This is a genomic window from Agrobacterium sp. S7/73, from assembly GCF_019355535.1.
Classification (GTDB): domain Bacteria; phylum Pseudomonadota; class Alphaproteobacteria; order Rhizobiales; family Rhizobiaceae; genus Agrobacterium; species Agrobacterium tumefaciens.
On record NZ_CP072137.1, the window covers coordinates 175,865 to 201,527 of the forward strand.

Consider the following 25,663-nt stretch of genomic DNA (forward strand, 5'->3'; position numbering starts at 1 on the left):
CCTTCAAGGTACTTGAATTACGGAGAAGAACAGGCCGAGGTTCTTTATCGCACTCGCAAAGCCTTCGTAGTCGACCGGCTTGGTTATATAGACATTTGCACCAAGGTCATAACATTTCTGAATCTCGGTTTCGTCATCAGTAGTCGTCAAAACGACCACCGGCAAACGGCGCGTATATTCGTTACTCTTGATCTCCTCGAGAATTCGGATACCCGACATATCAGGGAGGTTAAGATCGAGCAAAACGAGAAGATATCGATCTTTGCTGACAACGCCATCGCGGTTTTCACCCAGGATGTAGTCGAGTGCCTTTGCACCGAGCGTAAAGGGCATGATCTCGTTATTCACACCTGCGCGACGTACGTTCTTCTCGATCAGCCGAGCATGACCTTCGTCATCCTCGATCATAATGATCGTTACCTCTTGACCGGTTGCCTTCATTTTTCGCCTTCTTTCGTCACTTTTCTGAGATCGCTCGGCAACAGCAATGTAAATGTACTGCCTTTGCCAAGTTCGGAACTCACCTTAATGTCTCCTCCTAAACTTCTTATTAGCGACCGAACATGGGCAAGGCCGATGCCTTCCCCCGGTTGATCCTGATCACCGGCGCGGCGAAAGAGTTCGAACACCCGTTCCAGATCATGCTCGCCAATGCCACGCCCGTTGTCGCTGACTTCGATGCTGATGGCACCCCGCCCGGACGGATAAGCGCGGGCAGTCAATCGCAGCGGTCGTCCCGGCATCTGATATTTCACCGCATTGTCGAAAAGATTGCCAAGGATTTGGTCGAGAGAGATACGATCCGTCACGACTGTCAGCTTTGATGTCTCGACACTGATCTCGCCGCCATTGGCATTGATCTGGTGACGAACCGTCTCGGAGAGCGATGACAGCAATGTCTCTATGTCGACTTTTTCCGGTTGCAGCTTTCGCTGACCATCGCGCGATATCTTCAAGATCGCATTGATCAGCTGGTCCATCTTGCGTGTCGAAGAGCGGATGAAACTGATCGCCTCGGGAAGATCTTCCTCGACAGCCAGTCTGGCGTCCCGAACCACGTCGTCGGAAGGCATTTTGCCGTCTGCGAGCACATAGGCGGTGACCGGCTTCAGGGACGTATCGAATTCCGAGAGGAACCCCATGATATTGACGAGCGGCGCACGCAAATCATGCGTGACGATATAGGCGAAGCGCTGAATTTCCTGATTGGCGCTGCGAAGATCACGGGTTCTTTCCTCAACCCGCTCCTCCAGATGGCGATTTAACTCGTCAACATCTTCCCGAGACCGGTTCAACGCACGGATATATGTGAAGACCAGAAAGATTGAACCGCCGACAACAAGCAGGATCGCCAGCGTGCCGCCGAGCGTTACCCATTGCAATGTATTGGCGGCGCCAAGTTGGTCTACGACGATGATGCGGAGCCGATCGTCGGTCTGCGATTGCAGCTTCGACAAGATCGCCCTGATTTCGTTCATGAACCGTTTGCCGTCATTCTCACGGACGACTTCGACTGCCTCGGTGATGCGTCCTGCCTTTTGCAGATCGATGGTTTCCTGGGTTTCAGCCAGCTTGTTGGCGACGGCATTACCGAGATCCGTCAGATCCTGCTCGTATTGCTTCTGGTCCTTCAGCACTTCGAGAAGTCTGGACTGCCTCTGCGGCAACAGGCTCAAGGCCTCCTGATAAGGGCCCAGATACTCGATGTTGTTGGTCAGCAGATAACCCCTCTGCCCCGTTTCAATGTCCTGCATCGACGTCAGGATATCGAGAATGGCTGCCCGCACACGGCGCAACTCGGCCGTTTCTTGCGAGTACCGGTTGTTCACCTGCACTAGCCACAGCGAAGTGGCGACCATTCCGGTCAATATTGCAACACCCACAGCGAGCATAAACAGGCTTCGCTGAGCAAAAGGCGAAAAACTAATCACAGTTGTAAATTCCCGGCATGCACCTCATTCGCGCGCAAACTAGAATATGCGGCGCATTGAATCGAACGTTTTATTTTCGATTCATATGGGAACCACTTTTGACGACGCGCGTTGAGCAAGGCTGTAAAAAATATTCCGCTCAGAATAGCGAATAGCGGTGCGAAACTTTACGGTTTTTCAATCCGCAATGCCAGAATTGCCTTAAACAACCTGAACCAGATGGCCCGGGGAAACGGTTTTATAGTTTCGCGTCGGCGTTTGAAATCCAATCGGCCGTATCGGGCTTTTCAGTTCATCGTTGGATATGCCGCGCTTTATTCCGCGTCGCGCCGGATCGGGTACCGGCACTGCCGCCATGAGTTTCTTCGTGTAGGCATGTTGCGGATTGTCGAAAACAGCAGCGCGCGGACCGATCTCCACAATCTCACCGAGATACATCACCGCGACGCGATGGCTGACACGCTCCACCACCGCCATATCGTGGGAGATGAAGAGGAAGGCGAGATTGAGGCTCTGTTGCAGGTCGAGGAGCAGGTTGCAGACCTGCGCCTTGATCGAAACATCGAGAGCCGACACGCTTTCGTCGGCAACAATGACCTTCGGATCGAGGGCAAGCGCACGGGCAATCGCGATGCGCTGGCGCTGGCCGCCGGAAAATTCGTGAGGATAGCGGCTCGCCATGTCGGCGGTTAGACCAACCTTTTCGAGGAGATCGGCAGTCTTTTCCTTCGCCTGCTTCGTGGTGCCCAGTTTGTGCTTGATGAAGGGTTCGGAAATCGCCGTACCCACCGTCATGCGCGGATTGAGCGACGAGAACGGATCCTGAAAGATCATCTGTACGGACTTACGCATATTGCGCAGGCCGACGGTATCGAGCCGCATCACATCGTAACCATCGAGCGAAACCTCGCCGGCCATCGGTTCGACAAGACGCATGATCGAGCGGCCGGTCGTCGACTTTCCGCAACCGGACTCGCCGACCAATGCAAGCGTCTCCCCCTGAAACAGATCGAAGGAGACGTTTTCGACCGCGTGAACCGCACCCGTCTGCCGGGCCAAAAGGCCGGAGCGGATGGGAAACCGCGTCACGAGGTTCTTGACCGACAGGACAGGTGTCTGTCCGCTCGCAACCGTTTCGGCCACTTCTACCGGCTCGGTCGACAGGCCGGTTTTCATGTCGAGGACCGGAAAGCGCGTCGGCCACTGCCGGTCGCGCATCGAGCCGAGCTTCGGCACCGCCGAAAGCAGCGCCCGCGTATAGGGATGCTTGCCGCGCTGGAATATATCCCCGGTTGGTCCGGTCTCGACCTCATCGCCCCGGAACATCACAATGGTGCGGTCGGCGATCTCCGCCACGACGCCCATATCATGAGTAATGAAGAGGACCGACATGCCCTCCTCTTCCTGAAGCAGTTTGATCAGATCGAGAATCTGGCCCTGAATGGTGACGTCGAGCGCGGTCGTCGGTTCATCGGCGATCAGCAGTTTCGGCCGGGAAGCGAGCGCCATTGCGATCATCACGCGCTGGCGCATGCCACCGGAAAACTGATGCGGATACTCGTCAAAGCGACCGGCCGCGTTGGGAATACGAACCTTTTCGAGAAGCCGGACCGTCTCCGCCCTTGCCTGCTGCTTCGAAAAGCCCTTGTGCCGGATGAGGACCTCGGAAATCTGGCGGCCGATCGTGAAGATGGGATTGAGCGACGTCATAGGCTCCTGAAATATCATCGAGACGTCGTTGCCCCGCACGCCCCGCATTTCCTTCTCGGAAAGCGCCAGAAGATTGCGCCCGTTCAAGAGAACTTCACCCTCAATCCGGCTGAAAGCGGGGCTAAGCAGGCGCATGATGGACAGCGAGGTGACAGACTTTCCCGAACCGGACTCGCCGACAATCGCGACGGTTTCGCCCGGAGCGACATCGAAGGAGACGTTACGGACGACGCTCTTCCAAGCATCATCGACGAGAAAAGAAGTGGTCAGGTTTCTAACGGAGAGAACAGGTGTCGTATTCATGATGTCATCGTCCCACAGCATAGGCCTGCATCAGTCGCGGGGTTGCGGCGGCCCGCAGCAGGCCATCGGCATCCCGCTTTGCGGCAGTCAGGCGGCCCACCGACCACGCATCGGCAACGGTGACCTTGTGTCCGCGGCGGCGAAGCTCCTGCAGCGTGATATCACCCACGGTGCTTTCCACCATGATCTCGCCCGGCGAACTGGTGCGCGGATAAAACGAGCCCGGAAAATGCGAGGTATGGAACAGCGGCATGTCGATGGCCGCCTGCAGGTTTTTGCCGTGATGCGCATAACGCAGGAAGAAGGGCAGCTGCCACTGATCCTGCTGATCGCCGCCCGGAGTACCGAACACCATGGAAGGGCGTCCCTGATGCAGCGCAAGCGAGGGTGTCAACGTGGTGCGCGGGCGTTTTCCAGGTGCGAGCGAGGTCGGCAGGCCTTCCTTCAACCAGAACATCTGGGCGCGGGAATTGAGCGCAAAGCCCAATCCCGGAACAATTGGCGATGATTGCAGCCAGCCGCCGGAGGGCGTGGTTGAGACCATGTTGCCCCAGCGGTCTATGACATCGATATGCACTGTATCGCCGCGTTTTTCGGTAAGATGCGACATGGTGGGCTCGTAGACGGTGCCCTTGCCGCTCATTTCGGCGAGCATGGCCATGGTGGCGTCCACCTGCTTCTCGTAACCCGGCACGATGCCGGGACGCAGATCGAGCGATGCCTCGCTGCCGATCAGTTTACGACGCCCGGCATTGTAGCTTTCAGAGAGAAGATATTCCGTCGGAATCTGGCCGAAATCAGGATCGCCGTAATAGACCTCACGGTCGGCAAAGGCGAGCTTCATGGCCTCAACGATGGTGTGGATGAAATCGGGGCCGGACGGGTCCATGGCCGCAAGATCGAAGCCTTTCAACAGGGCGAGCGACTGCAACAAAACCGGTCCCTGCCCCCAGGCAGGCGTCTTTGCAATCGTCCAGTCATGATAATCAAGCGTCTGCGGCGCCTCGATTGTCGCGCTCCAGTCCGCCATATCCTGCGCCGTCAGCACGCCCTTGTGCTTGGTGCCGCTTGCATCCATGACTTCAGCGGTCTTGACGTAAGTGTCGATGGCTTCCGCTACGAAACCCCGATAGAAAGCGTCGCGTGCGGCTTCAATCTGGTTTTCGCGACCCGAACGCGCTTCGGATTCAGTGACGATCCGCTTGTAGGTTTCCGCAAGTACAGGATTCCTGAAAAGGGCGTGGGGCTCGGGTGCGGCACCACCCGGCAGCCAGGTCTCGTAGGATGTCGGCCATTCCTTCTCGAAGAATTCCGCCAGCCCCTTGATGGTGGCGGAAACGCGCGGCAGGGTCGGATGTCCGTATTCGGCATAATAGATGGCTGGTTCCAGCACCTCGCGCACGCTCATCGTGCCATAGTCGCGCAGCATCAGCATCCAGCCATCGAAGGCTCCGGGAATGACGGTTGCAAGCAGACCATCGCCGGGGATCAGCTTAAGCCCCTCCGAGGTATAGTGCTCGATGGTGGCGCCACTCGGAGCAGGCCCCTGCGCGCAGATGACTTCGACCTTGTCCTTCTTCTTTGAATAAAAGACGGCAGGCATGTCGCCGCCGGGGCCACAGAGATGCGGTTCGACGATCTGCAGCACGAAGCCGGTGGCAACCGCTGCGTCGAAGGCGTTACCTCCCTTTTCGAGGATTGCCATGCCCACGGCCGATGCGATCCAGTGCGTCGAGGTGACGACGCCGAATGTGCCAAGGACCTCGGGGCGTGTGGTAAATTCGGTCATTCAGTCAGTTCCTTATGAGAAATCATGCTTCGCGCGGATCGAGCGCATCACGCAGGCCATCGCCCAGGAGATTGAAGCCTATGACGACGAGGAAAATTGCAATGCCGGGCCACATCGTCATCCACGGCGCCTGGCTCAGAAAGTTCTTCGCGGTGTTCAGCATGGAACCCCACGACGGCGCCGGTGCCTGCTGGCCAAGGCCGAGGAAGGACAGGCTCGCTTCCGCAATGATGGCCGTCGCAACCGTCAAGGTCGCCTGCACGATGATGGGAGCAAAGACATTTGGCAGGATGTATCGTGTCATGATGTCGAAGTGGTTGAGGCCAATCGACCTTGCCCCCTCGACATAATCTTCCATCTTGACCGCCAGCACCTGACCACGGGTCAACCGAACGAAAATCGGCATGGCGGAAAGCCCGATGGCGATCATCGCGTTGGTAAGGCTCGGGCCGAGGAAGGCCGCAAGGGCAATAGCCATGATGAGGAACGGCATAGCCAGCAGCGCTTCGGTGATGCGCGAGATGACCATATCCACCCAGCCACCGAAATAACCGGCGATCAACCCGAAGGGCACGCCGATCACCACCGCGATCATGACGGAGACAACACCGGCCATCAGCGAGGCCCGCGCGCCATAAATCATGCGCGAAAGGATATCACGGCCAAGATCGTCGGTGCCGAGCCAGTGGGCGGCGGACGGCGCCTTGCGGATGGCCGACCAGCTGGTCGCAATAGGGTCAGCAATCGGCAGGATCGGTGCTGCAACGGCAAGTACCGTGAAGAAAAGCACGATAATCAGACCGGCCAGCGCCGATTTGTTGCGCTTCATTTTCTTCCAGGCGCGGCTTTCTTGCCGCGGCACCGGTACGGACAGGTTTTGATCGAGAGCGGTCATGATATCAGGCCTCAGATCGTCGCCCTGAGGCGAGGGTTAAGCAGGACATAGGCAATGTCCGCCAGCAGGTTCATGAGGATGAAGCCGACCGCGGTGCAGAGCACGATGCCCTGGACGACGGCGTAATCGCGGGTGAAGACCGCATCGACGGTCATCTTGCCGAAGCCGGGAATGGTAAATATCTGCTCCGTCAGAACCGCACCGGCCAGCAACTCACCGAAAAGCAGTGCCAACAGCGTGATGACGGGCAGAAGCGCGTTGCGAAAACTGTGCGACAGGATGATCTCGCGCGGCGAAAGCCCCTTGGCGCGGGCGGTGCGGATATAGTCTGAACTCAAAACCGCAACCATTGCCGAACGCGTGTGGCGCATCAACGTTGCCGCAAGCGCATTGCCGAGCACGAAGGCGGGCATGATCATCGTCTCGATGGAGCGAACGGGGTCGACGAATATCGATTCATATCCGGATGCCGGCAGCCAGCCGAGCTTCACTGAGACCAGCAGGATCAGCATGATGCCGAGCCAGAAATTCGGGATCGACAGGCCGGAAAGCGCCACGATATTGGCGGTGTAGTCGATCCATGTGTTTTTCTTGACGGCGGCCAGAATGCCGATCGGAATGCCGATGACCATCGCAAAGAACATCGCCATTACAGCCAGCTGAATGGTGACCGGCAGCTTCTGGCCGATCAGTTCCAGCACCGGCTGGTTGGTCCTCAGCGAAATACCGAAATCGCCGGTCACCACGCCGCCCAGCCAGTTGATGTACTGGAGCGGCACCGGGTCGTTCAGGCGATACTTCTCCCGCAGGAATTCAATCGTCGCCGGATCACGCTCCTCACCCGCCATGGCGAGAACCGGATCACCCGGCAACAGTTTCTGCAGCGAGAAGACGAAGATGGAGATGATCAAAAGCGTCGGGATCGCGACCAGCAGTCGCTTGCCGATATAGACAGGCATGGCATTGCCCCCGTTCGTGCACGTTCTGGAGGGCCGCACGGCAAGCCGTGCGGCGGATTTGAAGCGCTTAGTCCTTGCTGACGCCGAGAAGGCGGATCATGCCATCAGGCGAAGGCTCCCAGCCCTTGACCTTCTTGGAAATGGCATAGGCATAGGGCTGGTGGCCGAGATAGATGATCGGCATGTCGTCGTTTAGGATGACGCTTGCCGCATCGTATTTCTCCTTGCGGACCGCATCTTCAGTCGAGGCGCGTGCTTCGTTCAGCAGCTTGTCGACTTCAGGATTACAATATTTCACATCGTTGATGCCGCCCTTGCAGGTGACGAACTGGTGAAGATTGCCATCGGGATCGATACGACCAGACCAGTCGGAACGGCTGAGCTGATAGTTGCCGGCGGTCTGTTCGGAAAGAAGCGTCGCAAATTCGGTGGCCTTCAGCGTCACGTTGAAGCCAGCCTCCGCCACCATCGACTGGATCACCTGCATCATCTGCGTCTGCGTGGTGTTGTTGGCGTGCTGAAGTTCGATATCGAGCTTCTCGTAGCCAGCCTCCTTCATCAGCTGCTTGGCTTTGTCGATGTCGCGGGGCGGCACCGGCAGGTTCTGGTTGAACCATGGGCTTGTCGGCGGGAATGACTGATTGCCGGCCTTGGACGTACCCTCAAACACGATCTGGCCGATCGCTTCGCGGTCAATCGCATAGGAGAAGGCCTGACGCAGGCGCTTGTCCTTGCCGAGCGGATTGTCAGCGCGCGCGCCGTTGTTGATGTTGACATACATGGCCATGTAGCCCGGACCGATCACGTCCGCATAGGTCAATTTGGGGTCATTCTTGACGGATTCCGCATCGGACGCCGAGATACGTTCGGCAATGTCGAGATCGCCAGAGCGGAGGTTTGCAAGCTTCACAGTTGTATCGGGAATTGGCAGGTAGACGATCTTGTCGACCTTGATCTTGTCCTTGTCCCAATAATCCGCGAATTTTTCGAGGACGATACGGTCCTGCTGAATGCGCTCGACGAATTTGAACGGTCCGGCGCAAACCGGCTTGGAGCCGAAATTCGCGCCCAGTTCCTTGGCGGCTTTCGGCGCGACGATCATGCCCGCGCGATCTGAAAGCTGGGCAAGCAGCGTGACATCGGGCGTCTTCAGCGTGAACTTGACTTCCAGCGGCCCGGTGGCCTCAACCTTTTCAACCGAGGACAACTCGCTCTTACGGCGGGATTCCGGAAGGGTCATGTTGCGCTCGATGGTGGCAACGACGGCGGCCGCATCCAGCGTCTCGCCGTCGTGGAACTTCACGCCGTCGCGAATTTTCATCGTCAGCACCTTGCCACCCTCGGACCAGCCCCATTCGGTGGCAAGCTGGGGAACGATCTTCATGTCCTGCGAGATATCCACCAGCTTGTCGCACATGGAGGTGTAGACGATACGGCCGACGAAGGTGCGCGATTGCGCGGGATCAAGCACGTCCGCGTCATCGTTGAGGCCGATGCGCAATTCGGAAGACATGGCTGGTGCGGTCAGAAACGCGCTTGCCAATAGCGCCGCAGTCAGTGTGTAGATTTTCTTCATGTTCGATCCTCTGGTCTGGTTTTCTTTGACTTTTGTCATTGGCCAGCCCCGAAGGACCGGCGGGTTTTCGTCCGCGGCCTATGAGGCCGGAGTAAGCGGATTGTCGGCTTCGTTGATGCTCTTCGCCGCACGGTCTTCCGCAGCCGTCTCCTCCTGAAACCCGAGCGAAGTGGCGCGGATCAATCGTTCCTGATGCATGAGAAGGTGCTGGCGCATCGCCTCTCCGGCACGCGCCGGATCGCGATCGGCAATGGCATCGACGATGGCGACATGCTGTTCGAAAGACGCCTTGCCATTCGTGCCACTGCGCCGGGCGAGTTCGCGTATCGACTGCCAGGCATCGTCCTGACGAATACGGTTCACGACATCGAAGATCGACAGGAACAGCTTGTTGCCAGCACTCTGGGCTATCTGGCGGTGGAGCGAGCCGTCCCACAATTCCTTGGCATCGGCATCCGTGCTTTCGCCGGTCTTCTTGACGAGCGCGCGCATGCGCTCCACCTCGGCGGGCTTGGCGCGCATGGCTGCAAGCTGCGCCAGTTGCGGTTCGATGCGCAGGCGGACTTCCATGATTTCCATGATATCGGTGCTGGCGACCATTTCGGTAACCTGGGTGGACCAATCGTCCGGCTTTTCACCCACAAAGGTTCCGGCCCCCTGGCGACGCCAGATAAGACCCTCGGCCTCCAAAACCTCCAGAGCACGGCGGATTGACCGGCGGCCGACATTGAAGGTCTCGGCAAATGCCCGCTCCGTCGGCAGACGGCCGTCATTCGCGAGATTCTTCGTCTGAATATACTCGCGAAGCTTTGCCAGAGCGTAGTTTGAATTGTCGTTAGGGTTTGTCGCCAAGCCGCACCATTTGCGTGAACCAATCGAACATTGGTTCATTTGGTGAGAAATTTCGGCAGACGTCAAGCCCATTTTTGAGCCTTGATTACAAGCGCTCAAAATATGGGCATACGCCGATTTTCAGGGTCGGGAATGCATACTTTCAGGGCAAGGATGACAATGCAGGCGAGCAAATGAATTACGACCGAAATGCCACCCTTGTCCTGTACGCGTTTACGCCAGCATTGACATCATTCAGAGCTTTTGAGTCCGTTCAAAATCTCGTAAGCCACGGCAACACGATCCTCATTGGGATAGTTTTTATTGGCCAGAATGACGATACCGAGTTTCTGCTCCGGTATGAACGCCACATAGGCTCCGAAACCGTTGGTGGAGCCGGTCTTGTTGATGAAGACATCGCCACGCGGCTTTATCGGCGGCGAAATTTCCGATACCGGCACCGTCTTGAGCAAGGCGCCGGAGTTCGTTTCGATCAGTGTTTTCAGCGCGGCTGGGTAGGCATATTGCTCCCAGATCATATCTTGCGTCATCGCGCCAACGCTGAAATATCCCGTATGAGTGTTGGCGATCGCCTGCTGGAGTTTTCCGTCCAGCTTTTCCAGCCCCATATTCGCATTGACGAAACGGATCATGTCGGTCGCCGTCGATCTGACCCCGTAAGCCTCCGATGAGAGAATGGCTGGCGTCATGCGGGCCGGTTCGCCGGTTCTCTTATAACCCTGCGCATAATCGGCCATCTTTGCCTTGGGCACCACGGTGAAGGTGCTCTTCAATCCAAGCGCCGGAAACAGTACGTCCTGCATTGCGCTGTCATAGCTTTGGCCCATGGCCTTTGCGGTGACGTATCCGAGCATTCCGATGCTGGGATTGGCGTAGGTTCTGTGCGTTCCCGCCTTGTATGCGGGCTTCCATGCCTTGAGATAGGCCAAAAGCTGCGGCTCCGTCTTGACATTGTCCGGCACCTGCAACGGAAAGCCGCCGGCGGTGTGAGTGCCAAGATGCATCAGCGTGACATCGCCAAACGGTTTGCCCTTCATGGAGGGAAGATAGTCTTCGACCTTGCCTGATAGTGACAGTTTGCCCTGCGTCTCCGCATAGGTACTGAGCGTGACCGTGAATGTCTTGCTGATGGAACCCAGCTCGAAAAGCGTCTGCGGGGTAACCGGCTGGCCCGTACTTTTGGACATGAGACCGTAGGTGAAGACGTGATTTTCGCCATCGACACTGATGCCAACGGCCAGACCCGGAATACCGTTCTTCTCCATCACCGGCTTGATCGCTGCATCCGTTATCGCTTTCAGCCTGGCATCATCAGCGGCAAAAGTCTGAGTGAACAGACTCGTCGAGATCAATGTGGCCAACGCAATATGTCTGCGATTAAGTTTCATCTTTCGTGTTCTCCAAAACCTCAAGTGGATTTTCGGCGCCTGCGCCGTCCCCAGCGAAAGACGTTTAACCGCCCTACATTGCACGAACAAATCATGATATCTCGGACGAGGCATAACAAAATCTAGGTCTTGAATGGTTCGGCAATTTCTTCCACTGAACGGCTTGAGGGCATTTGAGGCATCAGCGCGGCACCTCAGTTTCACCCGCGCGGCCATAGAACTCTGCGTGACGCAGGCGGCTGTGAGCCAACAGGTGAAGGGCCTCGAAAAACGACTGGGAGTTTCCCTTTTTCAACGGCTTCCAAGAGGCCTGAAAATCACCGCGGAAGGTGAAGCCCTGCTACCGACGGTCACCAGCTCTTTCGATCAGATGGCGATCACGCTCGACAGGATCGAAGCCGGTCAGGTGCGCGAACTGCTGTTTCTGGGCGTCGTGGGAACCTTTGCCGTGGGCTGGCTGCTGCCGCGGCTGAGGGAATTTCAAAAGCGGCACCCGTTCATCGACGTGCGCGTTTCCACCAACAACAACCGCGTGGACATGGCCGCCGAAGGCCTGGATTTCGCCATTCGATTCGGTCAGGGCTCCTGGCATGGCACGGATGCATTCCGGCTTTTCGAGGCGCCCCTTTCGCCTCTCTGTACGCCGAAACTGGCGGAGACACTGAAATCCCCCGCTGATCTCGCGGACGCCACGCTGTTGCGTAGCTACAGGTCTGACGAATGGGCCACGTGGTTTGCCGCGGCTGGCGTAACACCGGTGGCGCAGGTGAATGCCGGCATCGTTTTCGATACCTCGCTCGGCATGATGGAGGCCGCATTGCAAGGGCTCGGCGTGGCGCTCGCCCCGCCATCGATGTTCTCGCGGCATCTGGCATCCGGGGCTATCGTCCAGCCCTTCCCCGTCACCATATCGCTTGGCAGCTACTGGCTGACGAGGCTGCAATCAAAGCCGCCGACACCAGCCATGCAGGCCTTCTCGGACTGGATGTTTACCAATATCGGTCCTGCGCAAGACCGCCTATGACAGGGCGAGCAGAACGCCAACAATCGCGCAGATGACCACCACGATCCATGGCGGCGTCTTCCACACCGTCAACAGGATGAAACCCGTCAGCGCAAGTGCAAAATCCTTCGGCATGAATATGGCGCTTGTCCACACCGGATCATAAAGCGCGGCCCCGAGAATGCCAACGACGGCGGCATTTGCGCCGCGCATGGCAGCCTGCGCCAGAAGGTGCTTGCGAAACCCCTCCCAGAAGGGCAGCGCACCGACGAGCAGTAGCATGCCCGGCAGAAAGATCGCGACAAGCGCAATGACTGCTCCCGCAATACCGTTCGGCTGCGGCCCCACCACAGCGCCGAGGTAGGCCGCGAAGGTGAACAGCGGGCCGGGAACGGCCTGGGTTGCACCGTAACCGGCGATAAACGCATCTTCCGTCACCCAGCCCGTTGAAACCACTGCCGATTGGAGCAACGGCAGCACCACATGGCCGCCACCAAAGACAAGGGCGCCGGCACGATAGAACGCATCGAACAATGAGAGGCCTTGCGAGCCGGCCATCGCCGCGAAGACCGGCAGGAAGGCCAGCAGGAGCGCGAAAGTGGCAAGCGCAATGTATCCGACACTTTTCGGCACCCGGAATGCGAGATGAGTAGCCTCCTGCACGGTATCAGTGCGACAGAAGACAAGCCCCGCAATGGCGCCCACAGCAAGCGCCAGAATCTGGCCAAAAGCCCCCGCGACAAACACGACGCAGATGATGCCGACGAGCGCGATGCTGGCACGCTGTCTATCTGGAGCAAGGCTCTTTGCCATGCCCCAGACAGCCTGCGCCACCACGGCGACCGCAACGATCTTGAGGCCATGCAACAGGCCGTTGCCGACAGGTCCTTCTATGGACGCCGCAACCATGGCGAATAGCAAGAGAAGAATGGCGGACGGCAGGGTGAAGGCCGTCCAGGCCGCCAGCGCACCGAGCGGCCCTGCCCGCAGCAACCCAAGTGCAAAACCGACCTGGCTGGAGGCCGGCCCCGGCAAGAACTGGCAGATCGCCACGAGATCGGCATAACCCGCCTCGTCGATCCATTTGCGCCGCACAACCAGCTCATCGCGAAAATAACCGAGATGGGCGATGGGACCGCCGAAGGAGGTGACCCCGAGCTTCAAGAACGCCGTAAAAACTTCGCTGGGCGTGCCGCTTCGAGAGGTGGCCGCTTCAGTGCGGATGGTTTGCGTTGACGACTTCACGAAAAAGCTCCCTGAGCGTGCAACGGCTGTTCGTCTACACAATGTCCGTATCAAAAACGATATCGATATCAGACACTATTATGACAGGGATATGAAGAGGCGGAAGCGCATCCTCGATGAACGGGATCGTTCGACGCGCTCCATATCTTCGTTTTTACGTCATTTCGAGCCTCAGACGATCAGTCCCTTCATGGGCCGGATGGCCTCCGAACCGGGAAAGACCGCCTTGTCGAGCATGGCAGCGCTTGCGCCGAGATGATCGACCGCGAGACCCTTGATGATCGCGCGAATATCCGTCGTGGGCGCAAGGTCCCGCCCATCCCGCAACTGCGCGAGCTTGAGGCCGGGCCAATCGGCGATGACACGCCCGCCACGGATGCTGCCGCCGGCGAGAAAGGCCGTTGTTGCCGTTCCGTGGTCAGTTCCTTCCGTACCGTTGATACGGGCGGTACGGCCAAATTCCGTGGCGACCAATATTGCCGTATCCTTCCAGACCGGTCCCAGCTCCTGCTCGAAGGCGGCAAGCGCATTGTCCAGCCCGCTCAACAATTTTGAAAGACGGTCGACCTCATGGGCATGGGTGTCCCAACCCTCGAAAGCCAGCGCCGCAACGCGCGGCCCTTCTGGGTGCGCAATCAGCCGTGCGGCACCCCGCGCCATCTGCTCCATGCCAACAGGATCACCCGGACCACCGCGCGCCTTGATATCGACGCCGGAGGCGATCCTGCCGGTTTCGATGCCCTCGGCAAGCAATGCCGCCAGCATCGGGTCCGTCTGGCCGTAGAGATCGGCAAGGCGCGGAGCGAGATCGCCATCGGCGGGCTTGAGAACGGATGGCGCCCATCCCAATATCGGTGCCTTGCCGCGAATGACAAGCGGAGCGCTGGCGCCAATGGCAAGGCCGCTCACCCGCTGCCCGGCCGCAGCTGGATTGATGGTTTCACCCGCCGGCAACTGTTCGAGCAGACGGTTCAGCCAACCCGTCTCGACATGGCCGGGGGTCGGAAAACCAGATTCCAGCACATCCTGGCCATCAAAATGCGAACGGTCACGATAACCGGTGGCGCTGGCGTGGACCACCGCTGCCTCGCCCTTCCGGTACAGCCGCTGGAAATTGCGAAGGGATGGATGGAGCGCAAAGAAACCATCCAGCGCGAGGGCTGGATTGTCGCCTTCAGTGCGCATGGCGATCTGTTGCCTTAGCGCCTCATAGTCGGGGTCGCCGACGGGCGGCACGGCGGTCAGCCCGTCGAGCGCGCCGCGCAGGATGATTGTGACGAAACGTGGGTCGCGCCCGCCGGCAGCAAAAGCAAAACGCGGCATGAAGGCCCAGGCAAAAAGCGCGCCGCCTGTGCCAAGAAGAGCGCGGCGGGTTGGGGAAAGATGTTCACACAGCATGGTCAACGCCTCTGGAATTCGGGGGAAAGGAAAGCAATCGTCAGTCCCTGCGGTTTGCTCTCAGCCCGCTGCACGGCCTTTTTCGTCTCCTCGGACAAAAGTGGCCCCAGCCGGTCTGCGACGAAGTCGCGCGGATCGATTGAACCCGCAACCTGATGGGCGAACAGACTGGCGGCATCGATACGCGTCGCCAGCCCCTCGGAAGAACCCCAGCTATCGGTGACATCGGCAAAACCGTTCGGGCCGGAGGGGTTCCACAGCGGCTGACCCAATGCGTTGAGCACTGAAATTACCTGCTCGGGTTTTGGCACTATTCCACTCGCCCTGATGACGGTCGTCACGAAATCTAACGGGGGTCTGAGCTTGGTCAGCGCCGGGCTCCAAGACTGTTCAGCCTCGATAAGCGCCATATATGTAGCGGAAAGATCGCCGTGGCTCTTGGTGTAGGCGGCAGCAAGTTTCGCCACCAGTTCCGGTGGTGGATGGTCGCTGACGAAATGCCGTACCAGCTTGTAAGCGAGATGGCTGGCCGTCGCCGGATGATGCGCGAGATCTCGCAGCGCCCGCCGCCCCTGCTCTACCCCCGCTTCACCGTAGGTGATGCCCATCACGGCATGGTCGCCGGGTTCATGGTTGTTGGCGTTGAAGGAAAATCGGCCAAGCGGACCCGGACGCTTCTCGTCGCGATAGACGCTCCAGCCGGTGATGATGCGGGCAAGTGCTGTAACATCAGCCTGACTATAGCCGCCATCCACCCCGAGCGTATGCAGTTCCATGATTTCGCGCGCGAGGTTTTCGTTGAGCCCGCGCTTGCCGTTCCTGTTGGCCTGCGAATTCGGTCCGATCGATTGCTGATTGTCGAGAAAATACAGCATGGCGGGATGGGTCTCGACTGCGACCAGCATATCCTCGAAATTGCCGAAGACATGCGGACGGATCGCCTCACGCTCGAAAGCGCCGGCGAGAATGTGCACATCACCGCCCTTGCCGGTGGCAACCGCGAAGTGATTGGCCCAGAACATTGCCAACCGCTCGCCAAAACCGATCAGCGGCTGGCGTATCGTGCCGTTGAAGCGGGCGTCCGCCTCCGCAAGCAGTATCTGCTGGGGAAAATATGGGCGCTTGGTGGCCGGCGCGTCCGGCTTCTTGTCCTGTGAAGCACTGGCAGGCACCATGCCCGCATTGTCCATAGCGTTTGCGGCAGTTGCCATTGCCGGCGATGGGGGGCTCATGGCCCCTGCGGTCGCACCCGCGGCGCCGGTGGTGGCCGCGACTGTGAGGATAGCAGGTTTTTCACGCTCGGCCTTTATCTCCTTGTTATACGCCATCAGCGATATCAGAAGATCGGCGCTGGAATGAAGCTGTGCGCCGACAGGAATTGGTGTGGCGCGTTCGGTAATTTCCAGCCGCAACAGATCGCGTGGGTCGTCTTTGATCGCCTGGATATCGCCTTCACGCGCGCCGAGGCCGAAACGCCACAGACAGAGTGCTGCATCCAATTCCCTGGAATTTGACATGGCCGATACGAACTCCGTTTCGTTATCGACCATTCAACGGGCGCCAGGGCCAAAATCCGTCGCTGTTGAAATGTGATTATTTCGTGGCCGGTTTCGGCGCCTCACGGGCGAGCAAGCCTTCCGCCAGCCGGCGCCGCGCCTCTAGCGACAATGTGCGGGCGAACTCCACGGCCTGCATCTCGGTTGCGGCGCGGACCTCATATTCCGCCTTGCGGGCACGCGCAAGTGCTGCGGACAATGCCTCCGGGTCAAGCGTTTCTGCCCCCATCAGGGACGCCGCCTCGATACGCGCCTGGCGCGCCTCGGCGGAGGTTTCCCGCATGGTCCTGCGTGCATCGCTAAGGCTGCGCCGGAAGGACTCCCTTTCGGTCTTTGGCAATTGTTCGCCCGCAAGCGGCATGCGGGCAGCGGCAGCGGCCGGGTCGTTCCGCAGATAAACGAACCCTGCGCCGGCAAGCGCGCAGACAAAAAATGTATTCGCGACGAGAAGGACAACGACTATCCAGCGGAAATTCTGATCGCTCATTTCGTCTCCTCGGTCATTTCGTTTTCGGTTTGCAGGTTTCCGAAGGCGGTCAACGTATCGCCCAATGTCAGGGCGGGCGGTGGCGTGAGGTTGATGACGGCAACCGCTCCCGTCAGCGCGCCCGCAAGGCTGATGCCGATCATGCCCGCACCCAGCCCGTACCGGACGATCCATCTGCGTCTGGTGGTCTGCGCCTTTGCCTGCGCCATGATCTTCGCGTTGAGCATGGCCGAAGGGTCGCGAAGACGATATGCCGACAGCGTAAAATCGAGAGGTGCCGCCTGCGCAATCAGGCGCCTGCCGTCTGCCGTCTCCGCATAAGCCATGGCCTCCGGCCGCCGGTCTTCCGGCCAGCGTTGTGGATCGGCACCATAGGCCGCCACAAGATCGGAAAAAACCTTGTTATCCATGAGCGTCTTCTTCGCCCCGTTCATTGGTCGCCCTCATTCAAAATCGCATGGAGTGCCCGGCGGCCACGCGCCAGAAGGCTTTCCAGTGCGTCCACACTGACATGCATGACATCAGCCGCCTCGCGGTTCGACATCTCCTGATAATAGACCAGAACGATCGCCTCCCTTTGTCGCGCGGGTATGGCCTGCAAGGCGCGCGCCACGGCACCGCTCTCGTCACCATCATATGGCAGGGCGGCATCGGGCAGCACACTGCCGTCAATCTGTTCGGGCGGCTCAGCAACCGATATTTCCCGGCGCTTTCGCAAGCGGTCGTAACAGAGGTTCAGCGCCACCCGGTGGATCCATGTGTCGAATTTCGCACGCCCCTGCCGCCACGTGCCTGCATGTTTCCATATGCGCAGGAAGGTCTCCTGCGCGATGTCTTCCGCCTCTGCCGGATCACCCAGCATACGCGTGGCAAGCGCCATGATCCTCGGCAGTTTGGCCGTCACCAGGGCCTGCATCGCGCGGACATCTCCCGCAGCGACATCCGCCACCAAATCTGCATCCGGATCGCTTACCATGTATCGGGCTTTGTCTCCGTACTGTCCTGTCGGACACGGGCGAAATCCATGCGGAATGACGGCGGCTTCAGTGAGGATGTCCCGCACCTTGCCACTTTAACGCAGACCCGCGCAAAATCCGTCGCCGATTTCTGGGAAATATTCGCGTGCATTTTACGGCAGACCGCGGCACCGCCCGAAACATTGGAACGGCTGTTTCAACCGTCCACAGATACCCCGGCAAGCCTGTCCGGCCCGAACGCTTCAAGCAATCCGCGATAGGGCTTGGCGAGTGGCGTGGCATAGGCGCCGCGCTTGGCGGTCGAAAGCCCCATCGATACCAGCGATTCCGCCTGTTTCACCGCCGCAGCGACGCCATCGATAACAGGCACGCCGAATTCGCTGCGCAGCTCGGCGGTCAGATCCGCCATACCGGCGCAGCCAAGCACGATCGCTTCGGCGCGATCTTGACGCAGGGCCAGTGAAATCTCTTCCCGCAGCCTCTCCCTGGCATTTGATGCCGGATCTTCCAGCGACAGGACGGGAATATCGGCGGCACGCACATTGCAGCGGGCAGACATGCCATAACGGTGAACGAGATGTTCGAGCGGCAGCCGCGAACGCTCCATCGTCGTAACGATCGTAAACCTCTGCGCGATGAATGCCGTGGCTGAAACCGCCGCTTCGCAAATCCCAATTACGGGTATGTCGGCGAGCGCGCGGGCCGCATCGAGCCCGGTGTCGTCGAAACAGGCGATGACGGCTGCCCTGGCACCAAGCGTCGGCGCCTTGGCAAGCTCGAGCAGCAGGCCGGGTACCGCGAAAACCTCATCGTAATATCCTTCGATGGAGACAGGCCCCATGGAAGAGGTCACTGCGAGGATTTCCGTATCGCAACTGGCCGCGCGCGTCGCCGCGTCGGCGATCGTCGCTGTCATGGATTGCGTCGTATTCGGATTAATGACGAGGATGCGCATGTTCTGTTTTTTCATCAACGCGAATGGCGACGGTTCAGAGTGACGATCAGGCCAAGCGTGGCCGCAATAACCAGGAAGGAGAAAAGGGTCGTGACGGCTCCGAGCGCGTAAAGCACTGGCGTCGTGACGTTGGTGGTCATGCCGTAGATTTCCAGCGGCAGGGTGTTGTAGGTGCCTGACGTCATCAGCGTGCGGGCAAATTCGTCATAGGAAAGCGTAAAGCCGAACAGGCCGACGCCTATCAGGCTCGGTGCAATCATCGGCAGCACCACATGGGCAAACGTCTGCCAGGCGGATGCCCCGAGATCGCGGGCGGCTTCTTCATAGGATGGAGAAAAACGGTTGAAAACCGCCAGCATGATGAGCACGCCGAATGGCAGCGTCCAGGTCAGGTGCGCGCCAAATGCTGATGTATACCATGAAGGTTCCAGCCCAAGCTGTTGGAAAAGAACGCCGATACCGAGTGATATGATGATCGATGGCACCACGAGGCTTGCGACGGAAAGATAGAATAGCGGCGTCGCGCCGATGAATTTGCGCCGGAAAGCGAGACCCGCCAAAAGCGAGACGAACACCGTGACGACCATGACCATGACGCCAAGCCCGAAGGAACGGCGGAACGAGCCGCCAAAATCGCCGACCGCCTGCTGTTCGAAAAGATTGCCGAACCAGTGCAGCGAAACACCGTTGAGTGGAAAGGTCAGTCCGCCATTCGGCCCCTGAAAGGCCAGGATGAGGATTGCCGACAGCGGGCCGTAGAGGAACAGCACGAAGAGCAGAAAAAAGAAGGCGAGGACATAGAATTCACGGCCGCGTTTTTCCGAATGCATGGGTCACAGCTCCTTGCGGATATCGACGATGCGCAGGATGCCCGCGACCATCAGAAGAACGAGGATGAGCAGGATGACGGCATTTGCGGCCGCCGCGGGATATTGTAGCAGCGACATCTGGTTCTTCATCATCAGTGCCACCGACGCGCTCTGCCCGCCGGACATCACCTGAACCGTGGAGAAATCGGCCATGACAAGCGTCACGACAAAGATGCTGCCGATCGCCATGCCAGGTTTGGCAAGCGGAATGATAACGTTCCAGAGGGTCTGCCAGCCAGTCGCCCCGGCATCGCGCGCCGCTTCGATCAGCGATTTGTCGATGCGCATCAGCGTGTTGAAGATGGGTGTGACCATGAAAAGCGTATAAAGATGCACCATGGCCAGCACCACGGCAAAATCCGAATAGAGCAGCCATTCGATTGGCGCAGGTACGATGCCGGCGCTGACCAGCGCGCTGTTGACCAGCCCGTTGCGCCCGAGAACGGGAATCCAGGAAATCATGCGGATGATGTTCGACGTCAGGAAAGGCACGGTGCAGACGAGGAACAGAACCATCTGCATGGTGGTGGTGCGGATATGAAAAGCGAGGAAATAGGCGACCCAGAAACCGCAGAACAGCGTGATCGCCCAGACGATGGCGGCGAATTTCAGCGTGTTGATATAGGTTTGCCACGTGACCCAAGAACCGAGCGTCTCGGTATAGTTGAAGGTCACGAAACCCGGATACATCTGGGCAAAATCATAATCCCAGAAACTGACGACGGCGATCATGACGATCGGTAAAAGCAGGAAAAAGCCGAGGATCAGGAAAAGCGGTGTGGCCTGAATATAGGACACAAGCTTCTGTGGCAGGGCGAAGCTGCGGGACGGCTTGTCCTTTTTTTCGCTCACGCCGATGAATCTGACTGTCACCAAGGCTTTTCTCCTGCTGGCTGCCTGTGAAAGAGAGGCCGCGTCGGCGCGGCCTCATGTCTGCGAAAGGCGAGAAGATCAGGCCGCGATGAACTCGTTCCAGCGACGAACCATGTAGCGGTCCTCGTCCATGACGGAGTTCCAGCAGGCGACCTTGCCCATGCGCTCCTGGAACGAACCGCCGTCGCGCACTGCACCGGCCTTTTCCATGACCTTGCCATCAGGCGCGATGATATCGCCCTGCGCGGGCTTGCCTTCGACCCAGTAGCCCCACTCGTCGGCCGACATATGTTCCTTGGCCGTATCCATGGCGGCGGAGTAATAGCCCTGACGGTTGAGGTAGGCGCCGACCCAGCCGGAGGTGTACCAGTTGATATACTCGTAAGCCGCATCCAGCTTGGCACCGGAGAGGTGCTTGGCAAGGCCAAGGCCGCCACCCCACGAGCGATAGCCTTCCTTGAGCGGCTGATATTTGCAGGCGATGCCCTTGGAGCGAACGGCGGCGACGGCGGGCGACCACATGGACTGGATCACGACTTCACCCGACGCCATGAGGTTGACGCTTTCATCGAAGCTCTTCCAGAAGGCACGGAACTGGCCGTCCTTCTTGGCCTTGATGAGGAAGTCGATGGTCTTGTCGATCTCCTCCTTCGTCATGTTGCCCTTGTCGGCATATTTGATGTTGCCCATGGCTTCCATGATCATCGCCGCATCCATGATGCCGATGGAGGGGATGTTGAGGATAGAGGCCTTGCCCTTGAACTTGGGGTCCATGATATCGGCCCAGCTGGTGATATCGCGGCCGACGAGATCGGGGCGAATGCCGAGCGTATCGGCATTGTAGATGGTCGGAACCATGGTGAAATAATCGGTTTCGCTTTTCGCAAACTTCTTGTCGCCGGGCTTTTCGACGAAACCGACCGTGTGCGGGGCGGTACCCTGGGCCACGACGCTATCGGGCGTCAGCTTGCCGTTTTTAAACAGCGGAACGATCTTGTCGTAATATTTCAGCTTCTTGATTTCCATCGGCTGAATGACACCCGCCGGGTAGACCTTCTTCAGGATCCAGTATTCGATATCGGCGATATCGTAGGAGTTCGGCTGGGTCACCGCGCGCTGCGCGGCCGCATCCGAATCCGTCGCCGTCATCTCCAGCGTGATACCGAGATCAGCCTTGCACTTTTCGGCAATCGCATTGAGGTTCGAAACACCCGTGCCGAACTGGCGGATCGTGATCGGGTTCTGCGCCCATATGGTCGGGAAACCGGTGACAAGGCCGGAGCCGATGGCCGCGCCTGTTGCGGCGGCACCTGCCTTTAGAAGGCCGCGGCGGGACAGGCCCTTGTTGCTGTTGGAGTTGTCGGTCATTTCAAAGTTCTCCTCTGGTTATTTTTGGGGTCACTTCTCTACCCGGCCGAGCACGATGGCATCGGCCGCATTCCATGAAAGCGGTATGGCGTCGCCGGTCTTTACCGGCTTTTCGAAGAAGGCGACGTCGCTGAGGATGGCGTTGAAATCCTCAATGCCCGCGCCGGTCACGGCGATCTTCACGCTTGCACCGCGATATTCGACATTCGAGACGATGCCGGTAAAACCGAAACCGGGTTGATCCGCCTCGCCGACGCGCACACGGTCGGTACGAACGGCGATATCGACCGCGCCGTCATCCGGGGCAACGCCGCCTGCCGTGAAGGTGCCGCCGCCTGCAACCTCCATTGTGACGAGATCGCCGTTCTTTTCCTTGAACCGGCCGGAAATGACATTGTGATCGCCCATGAAGCGGGCGACGAAAGCGGTGGCCGGGCGCTCAAACAGCTCGCGCGGCGTCGCTGCCTGCTCGATGCGGCCATCATTCATGACGACGATGACGTCGGCCAGCGCCATTGCCTCTTCCTGACTGTGTGTGACGTGAACAAAGGTGATGCCGAGCGAGGTTTGCAGCTTCTTCAGCTCGGCCCGCATACGGATCTTGAGGAAAGGATCGAGTGCCGAAAGCGGCTCATCCAGCAGCAACGCCTCGGGGTCGGTGATAAGCGCGCGAGCCAACGCCACGCGCTGCTGCTGCCCGCCGGAAAGCTGGGCCGGGCGCCGGGTGGCATACGGTTCGAGCTGCATCAGCCGCAGCATCTCCAGCGCCTTGGCGCGGCGCGCTTCCTTGTCCACCCCCTTCATCTTGAGGCTGAAGGCAACGTTGTCGACGAGATCGAGATGCGGAAACAGCGCATAGGACTGGAACATCATTGCCGTGCCGCGTTTAGCGGGCGGCAGATCGGTGACGACCACATTACCAAGCCTGACATCGCCGCTTGAAATGCTTTCGTGGCCGGCGATCATTCGCAGTGTCGAGGTCTTGCCGCAGCCTGAAGGACCGAGCAGGCAGCAGTAACTTCCTGCCGGTATCTTGAGGCTTATGGCATGCACCGCGGTGGTGTTGCCATAAATCTTGGAAACGGAAGCGATGTCGATTGCTGCGGCTTTGCTCATGAACACTCTCCTGCGACGTCTTTGTCATGCAGGAGCCGTGCCAATCGGCTTTGCCATTGATATAAAACGGGAATTTCGATGTGTCCACCAGTCCCGTCACCGGCCTGCTCAAATTTACATCGATTGTTTTCGATTTGGTGCGGAAATTGTATGCGATCTGAGCGACCGACAGCGAAACATGAAATCGGGAAAAGAGTGCCATCGAAACGAACTGGCTGACACCACTGGAATAGCGGACATTTTCCCGGCAAACACAACATAAAGGCTACTGCCGACGCACGCACCGCTCCGGTCGCGTGCGTCGGTACTGTGCTTAGATCATGCCAAGGAACTGCTTGAGTTCCGGCGTCTGGGGATTGGCAAAAACATCTTCCGGCGGCCCGATCTCGTGCACACGGCCCTGATGCATGAAGACGACGCGCGAGCAGACGTCGCGAGCAAACTTCATTTCATGCGTCACCATCAGCAGCGTCATGCCTTCCTTTGCCAGTTCGCGCACGACGGCCAGCACCTCAGACACGAGTTCGGGGTCGAGCGCCGAGGTAATTTCGTCACAGAGAAGGGCGATAGGCTGCATGGCGAGGGCGCGGGCAATCGCCACGCGCTGCTGCTGGCCGCCGGACAGTTCATCCGGATAGGCATCGAACTTGTGCGCAAGCCCGACACGCTCCAGCATCCTACGCGCCGTCACCTCGGCCTCCGGCTTGGTGACCTTTTTCACCACCATCTGCGAAAGCATGACATTGCCGCCGGCCGTCAGATGCGGAAAGAGGTTGAATTGCTGGAAGATCATGCCGACCTTCAGCCGCAATGCCTTCAGATGCAGCTCATCGTCCAGCAACTGCGCACCTGCCACCTGGATCGAGCCGGCGCTGATCGTCTCCAGTCCGTTGATGCAGCGAAGCAGCGTCGATTTTCCCGAGCCGCTTTTGCCGATGATGGCGATCACCTCGCCGGGTTCGACATCCAGATTTATGCCCTTCAGCACCTCATTGTCGCCAAAGCTCTTGTGGACTTCAGTGATTTCGATGAGCGACATTAAGCTTCCTTTCTAGGAACTGGCTGGATTTCGACAGCGGCCAGCAGAGGGCGAAATAGATGAGAGCAACCAGGCCATAGACGGTGAAGGGCTGGAAGGTGGCATTGGTGACGATCGTGCCGGCCTTGGACAGTTCAACGAAACCGATGATGGAGGTGAGTGCTGTGCCCTTGACGACCTGCACGGAAAAACCGACCGTTGGCGGAATGGCGATCTTGAGCGCCTGCGGCAGGATGACGTAACGCATCTGTTGCAGGCGGCCCATGGCAAGGCTGGCGGACGCCTCCCACTGGCCCTTCGCAATCGCCTCAACGCAGCCGCGCCAGATTTCCGCAAGGAAGGCAGCGGTCCAGAGGATAAGCGCCACGCCAGCCGCAAGCCAGGCCGGAACATCAACCCCGAGGAGACCGAGGCCGAAAAAAGCGATGAAAAGCTGCATCAGCAGCGGGGTGCCCTGAAAGACTTCGATATAGATGCGGGCAGCACGGTTCAAAGCCCGGCGCGGGCTGATGCGCAACCACAGAAGCACGATGCCCACCATACCGCCGCCGATGAAGGAAACGAGCGATAGCAACAGCGTCCAGCGGGTGGAGAGCAGCAGGTTGCGCAGAATGTCCCAAAAGGTGAATTCAGTCATCGTGCCGCCCTCCTCGGGAAAAGAAAGCTGCCGAGCGCCAGCATGCCCTGCCGCAACAGGATGGCGAGCAGCAGGTAGATGACAGTTGACAGGATGTAGGCTTCGAAGGCGCGGAACGTGCGCGACTGGATGAAGTTCGCCGCAAAGGTCAGGTCTTCCACCGCAATCTGCGAAACGACGGCCGAGCCGAGCATGACGATCACCACTTGCGAGGAAAGCGCCGGCCAGATGCGTTGCAGCGAGGGTGTGAGCACCACATGGCGAAACGTTTCGAAGCGCGTCATGGCAAGGCTCGCGCCCGCCTCGAACTGGCCCTTCGGCGTCGCCTGAATACCGGCGCGGATGATCTCGCAACTATAGGCGCCCAGATTGACGATCATCGCCAGATTGGCCGCGGTCAGCTCTGTAAGCTTGAAACCAAGCGATGGCAGGCCAAAGAAGATGAAAAACAACTGGATCAGAAAAGGCGTATTGCGGATGAGCTCCACATAAGTGCCGACGATGGGCTTCAACCATGAAGGTCCGAGCGCCCGGGCCCAGGCGCAGGCGATGCCAAGTGAAACGCCGACCACGCCGCCGACCAGCGTGAGTTGGCTGGTAATGGCGATGCCTTTGGCAATTTGTGGCCAATATTCGCCAAGCCACAGGAAATCAAATTGATAGCTCAAGAAACAGTCCCCTTGCGCCGGTGGAGAAAGGCGTCATCCCGGCGGATCCGGGATGACCATGGCAAACGA

Annotated in this window: 24 protein-coding genes; 1 reads left to right on the forward strand and 23 read right to left on the reverse strand. The window is 58.8% G+C overall.

Going from position 1 to position 25,663, the window contains the following annotated elements; all coding sequences use genetic code 11:
* Positions 1 to 3: 3 nt before the first annotated feature.
* From J5276_RS15805 to ampC, 9 genes are all read right to left on the reverse strand, one after another.
* Positions 4 to 441: a response regulator gene (locus J5276_RS15805; protein WP_003517744.1), complete on the reverse strand. Its 438-nt coding sequence runs from the start codon at positions 439 to 441 to the stop codon at positions 4 to 6.
* Complete coding sequence (locus J5276_RS15810) at positions 438 to 1,892, reverse strand: CHASE3 domain-containing protein (protein WP_112200867.1); 1,455 nt, start codon at positions 1,890 to 1,892, stop codon at positions 438 to 440. Before J5276_RS15810 ends, J5276_RS15805 begins: the two co-directional genes overlap by 4 nt.
* A 240-nt stretch (positions 1,893 to 2,132) precedes the next feature.
* Positions 2,133 to 3,944, reverse strand: a complete 1,812-nt coding sequence (locus tag J5276_RS15815) for an ABC transporter ATP-binding protein (protein ID WP_149910596.1) — start codon at positions 3,942 to 3,944, stop codon at positions 2,133 to 2,135.
* A 4-nt stretch (positions 3,945 to 3,948) separates the two neighbouring features.
* A complete protein-coding gene (locus J5276_RS15820) occupies positions 3,949 to 5,733 on the reverse strand; it encodes a gamma-glutamyltransferase family protein (RefSeq protein ID WP_209159604.1) in 1,785 nt (594 codons plus the stop codon).
* A gap of 22 nt (positions 5,734 to 5,755) precedes the next feature.
* Positions 5,756 to 6,628, reverse strand: coding sequence for an ABC transporter permease (locus tag J5276_RS15825; protein ID WP_013761355.1), 873 nt, complete (start codon positions 6,626 to 6,628; stop codon positions 5,756 to 5,758).
* A gap of 11 nt (positions 6,629 to 6,639) precedes the next feature.
* A complete protein-coding gene (locus J5276_RS15830) occupies positions 6,640 to 7,587 on the reverse strand; it encodes an ABC transporter permease (protein WP_003499573.1) in 948 nt (315 codons plus the stop codon).
* Between the two features lie 67 nt (positions 7,588 to 7,654).
* Entirely contained in the window at positions 7,655 to 9,163 is a 1,509-nt protein-coding gene (locus tag J5276_RS15835; protein WP_065705517.1) for an ABC transporter substrate-binding protein, read from the reverse strand.
* Between the two features lie 78 nt (positions 9,164 to 9,241).
* The gene (locus J5276_RS15840; protein WP_174060753.1) at positions 9,242 to 10,054 is read right to left on the reverse strand and encodes a FadR/GntR family transcriptional regulator; all 813 of its coding nucleotides are present in this window, start codon (positions 10,052 to 10,054) and stop codon (positions 9,242 to 9,244) included.
* Between the two features lie 191 nt (positions 10,055 to 10,245).
* A complete protein-coding gene (gene ampC / locus J5276_RS15845; RefSeq protein ID WP_209159605.1) occupies positions 10,246 to 11,403 on the reverse strand; it encodes a class C beta-lactamase in 1,158 nt (385 codons plus the stop codon).
* A 133-nt stretch (positions 11,404 to 11,536) separates the two neighbouring features.
* Here ampC and J5276_RS15850 point away from each other — a divergent pair, with 133 nt between their 5' ends.
* Entirely contained in the window at positions 11,537 to 12,427 is an 891-nt protein-coding gene (locus J5276_RS15850) for a LysR substrate-binding domain-containing protein (RefSeq protein ID WP_209159606.1), read from the forward strand.
* On the opposite strand, the gene chrA is transcribed toward J5276_RS15850, so the two are convergent.
* The 14 genes from chrA to J5276_RS15920 form a co-directional block, all read right to left on the reverse strand.
* Positions 12,422 to 13,651: a chromate efflux transporter gene (chrA, locus tag J5276_RS15855; protein WP_209159607.1), complete on the reverse strand. Its 1,230-nt coding sequence runs from the start codon at positions 13,649 to 13,651 to the stop codon at positions 12,422 to 12,424. The two genes, J5276_RS15850 and chrA, sit on opposite strands and share 6 nt — an antisense overlap.
* Before the next feature lie 171 nt (positions 13,652 to 13,822).
* Complete coding sequence (locus tag J5276_RS15860; protein ID WP_025595996.1) at positions 13,823 to 15,049, reverse strand: DUF1501 domain-containing protein; 1,227 nt, start codon at positions 15,047 to 15,049, stop codon at positions 13,823 to 13,825.
* Between the two features lie 2 nt (positions 15,050 to 15,051).
* A complete protein-coding gene (locus tag J5276_RS15865; RefSeq protein ID WP_209159608.1) occupies positions 15,052 to 16,599 on the reverse strand; it encodes a DUF1800 family protein in 1,548 nt (515 codons plus the stop codon).
* 43 nt (positions 16,600 to 16,642) lie between these two features.
* Complete coding sequence (locus J5276_RS15870; RefSeq protein ID WP_209159609.1) at positions 16,643 to 17,092, reverse strand: periplasmic heavy metal sensor; 450 nt, start codon at positions 17,090 to 17,092, stop codon at positions 16,643 to 16,645.
* Entirely contained in the window at positions 17,089 to 17,502 is a 414-nt protein-coding gene (locus tag J5276_RS15875) for a hypothetical protein (protein ID WP_236735840.1), read from the reverse strand. Before J5276_RS15875 ends, J5276_RS15870 begins: the two co-directional genes overlap by 4 nt.
* A 20-nt stretch (positions 17,503 to 17,522) precedes the next feature.
* Positions 17,523 to 18,068, reverse strand: a complete 546-nt coding sequence (locus J5276_RS15880; protein ID WP_019566427.1) for an RNA polymerase sigma factor — start codon at positions 18,066 to 18,068, stop codon at positions 17,523 to 17,525.
* 197 nt (positions 18,069 to 18,265) lie between these two features.
* Positions 18,266 to 19,024, reverse strand: a complete 759-nt coding sequence (locus tag J5276_RS15885; RefSeq protein ID WP_038493729.1) for an aspartate/glutamate racemase family protein — start codon at positions 19,022 to 19,024, stop codon at positions 18,266 to 18,268.
* Between the two features lie 14 nt (positions 19,025 to 19,038).
* Positions 19,039 to 19,854, reverse strand: coding sequence for an ABC transporter permease (locus tag J5276_RS15890; RefSeq protein WP_060642690.1), 816 nt, complete (start codon positions 19,852 to 19,854; stop codon positions 19,039 to 19,041).
* A gap of 3 nt (positions 19,855 to 19,857) precedes the next feature.
* On the reverse strand, positions 19,858 to 20,769 hold the full coding sequence (locus J5276_RS15895) for an ABC transporter permease (RefSeq protein ID WP_019566429.1): 912 nt from the start codon (positions 20,767 to 20,769) through the stop codon (positions 19,858 to 19,860).
* Between the two features lie 75 nt (positions 20,770 to 20,844).
* Positions 20,845 to 22,134 (reverse strand): PotD/PotF family extracellular solute-binding protein, encoded by a 1,290-nt coding sequence (locus J5276_RS15900; RefSeq protein WP_003517786.1) that lies wholly within the window; start codon positions 22,132 to 22,134, stop codon positions 20,845 to 20,847.
* A gap of 30 nt (positions 22,135 to 22,164) precedes the next feature.
* Positions 22,165 to 23,250 carry an ABC transporter ATP-binding protein gene (locus J5276_RS15905; protein WP_003517788.1) on the reverse strand — a complete coding sequence of 362 codons (1,086 nt, stop codon included), beginning with the start codon at positions 23,248 to 23,250 and terminating at the stop codon, positions 22,165 to 22,167.
* A gap of 313 nt (positions 23,251 to 23,563) precedes the next feature.
* Positions 23,564 to 24,289, reverse strand: coding sequence for an amino acid ABC transporter ATP-binding protein (locus tag J5276_RS15910; RefSeq protein WP_019566431.1), 726 nt, complete (start codon positions 24,287 to 24,289; stop codon positions 23,564 to 23,566).
* Entirely contained in the window at positions 24,267 to 24,926 is a 660-nt protein-coding gene (locus J5276_RS15915; protein WP_019566432.1) for an amino acid ABC transporter permease, read from the reverse strand. The genes J5276_RS15910 and J5276_RS15915 overlap by 23 nt, the downstream gene beginning before the upstream one ends.
* Positions 24,923 to 25,594 carry an amino acid ABC transporter permease gene (locus J5276_RS15920; RefSeq protein WP_003517793.1) on the reverse strand — a complete coding sequence of 224 codons (672 nt, stop codon included), beginning with the start codon at positions 25,592 to 25,594 and terminating at the stop codon, positions 24,923 to 24,925. The genes J5276_RS15915 and J5276_RS15920 overlap by 4 nt, the downstream gene beginning before the upstream one ends.
* Between the last annotated feature and the right edge of the window lie 69 nt (positions 25,595 to 25,663).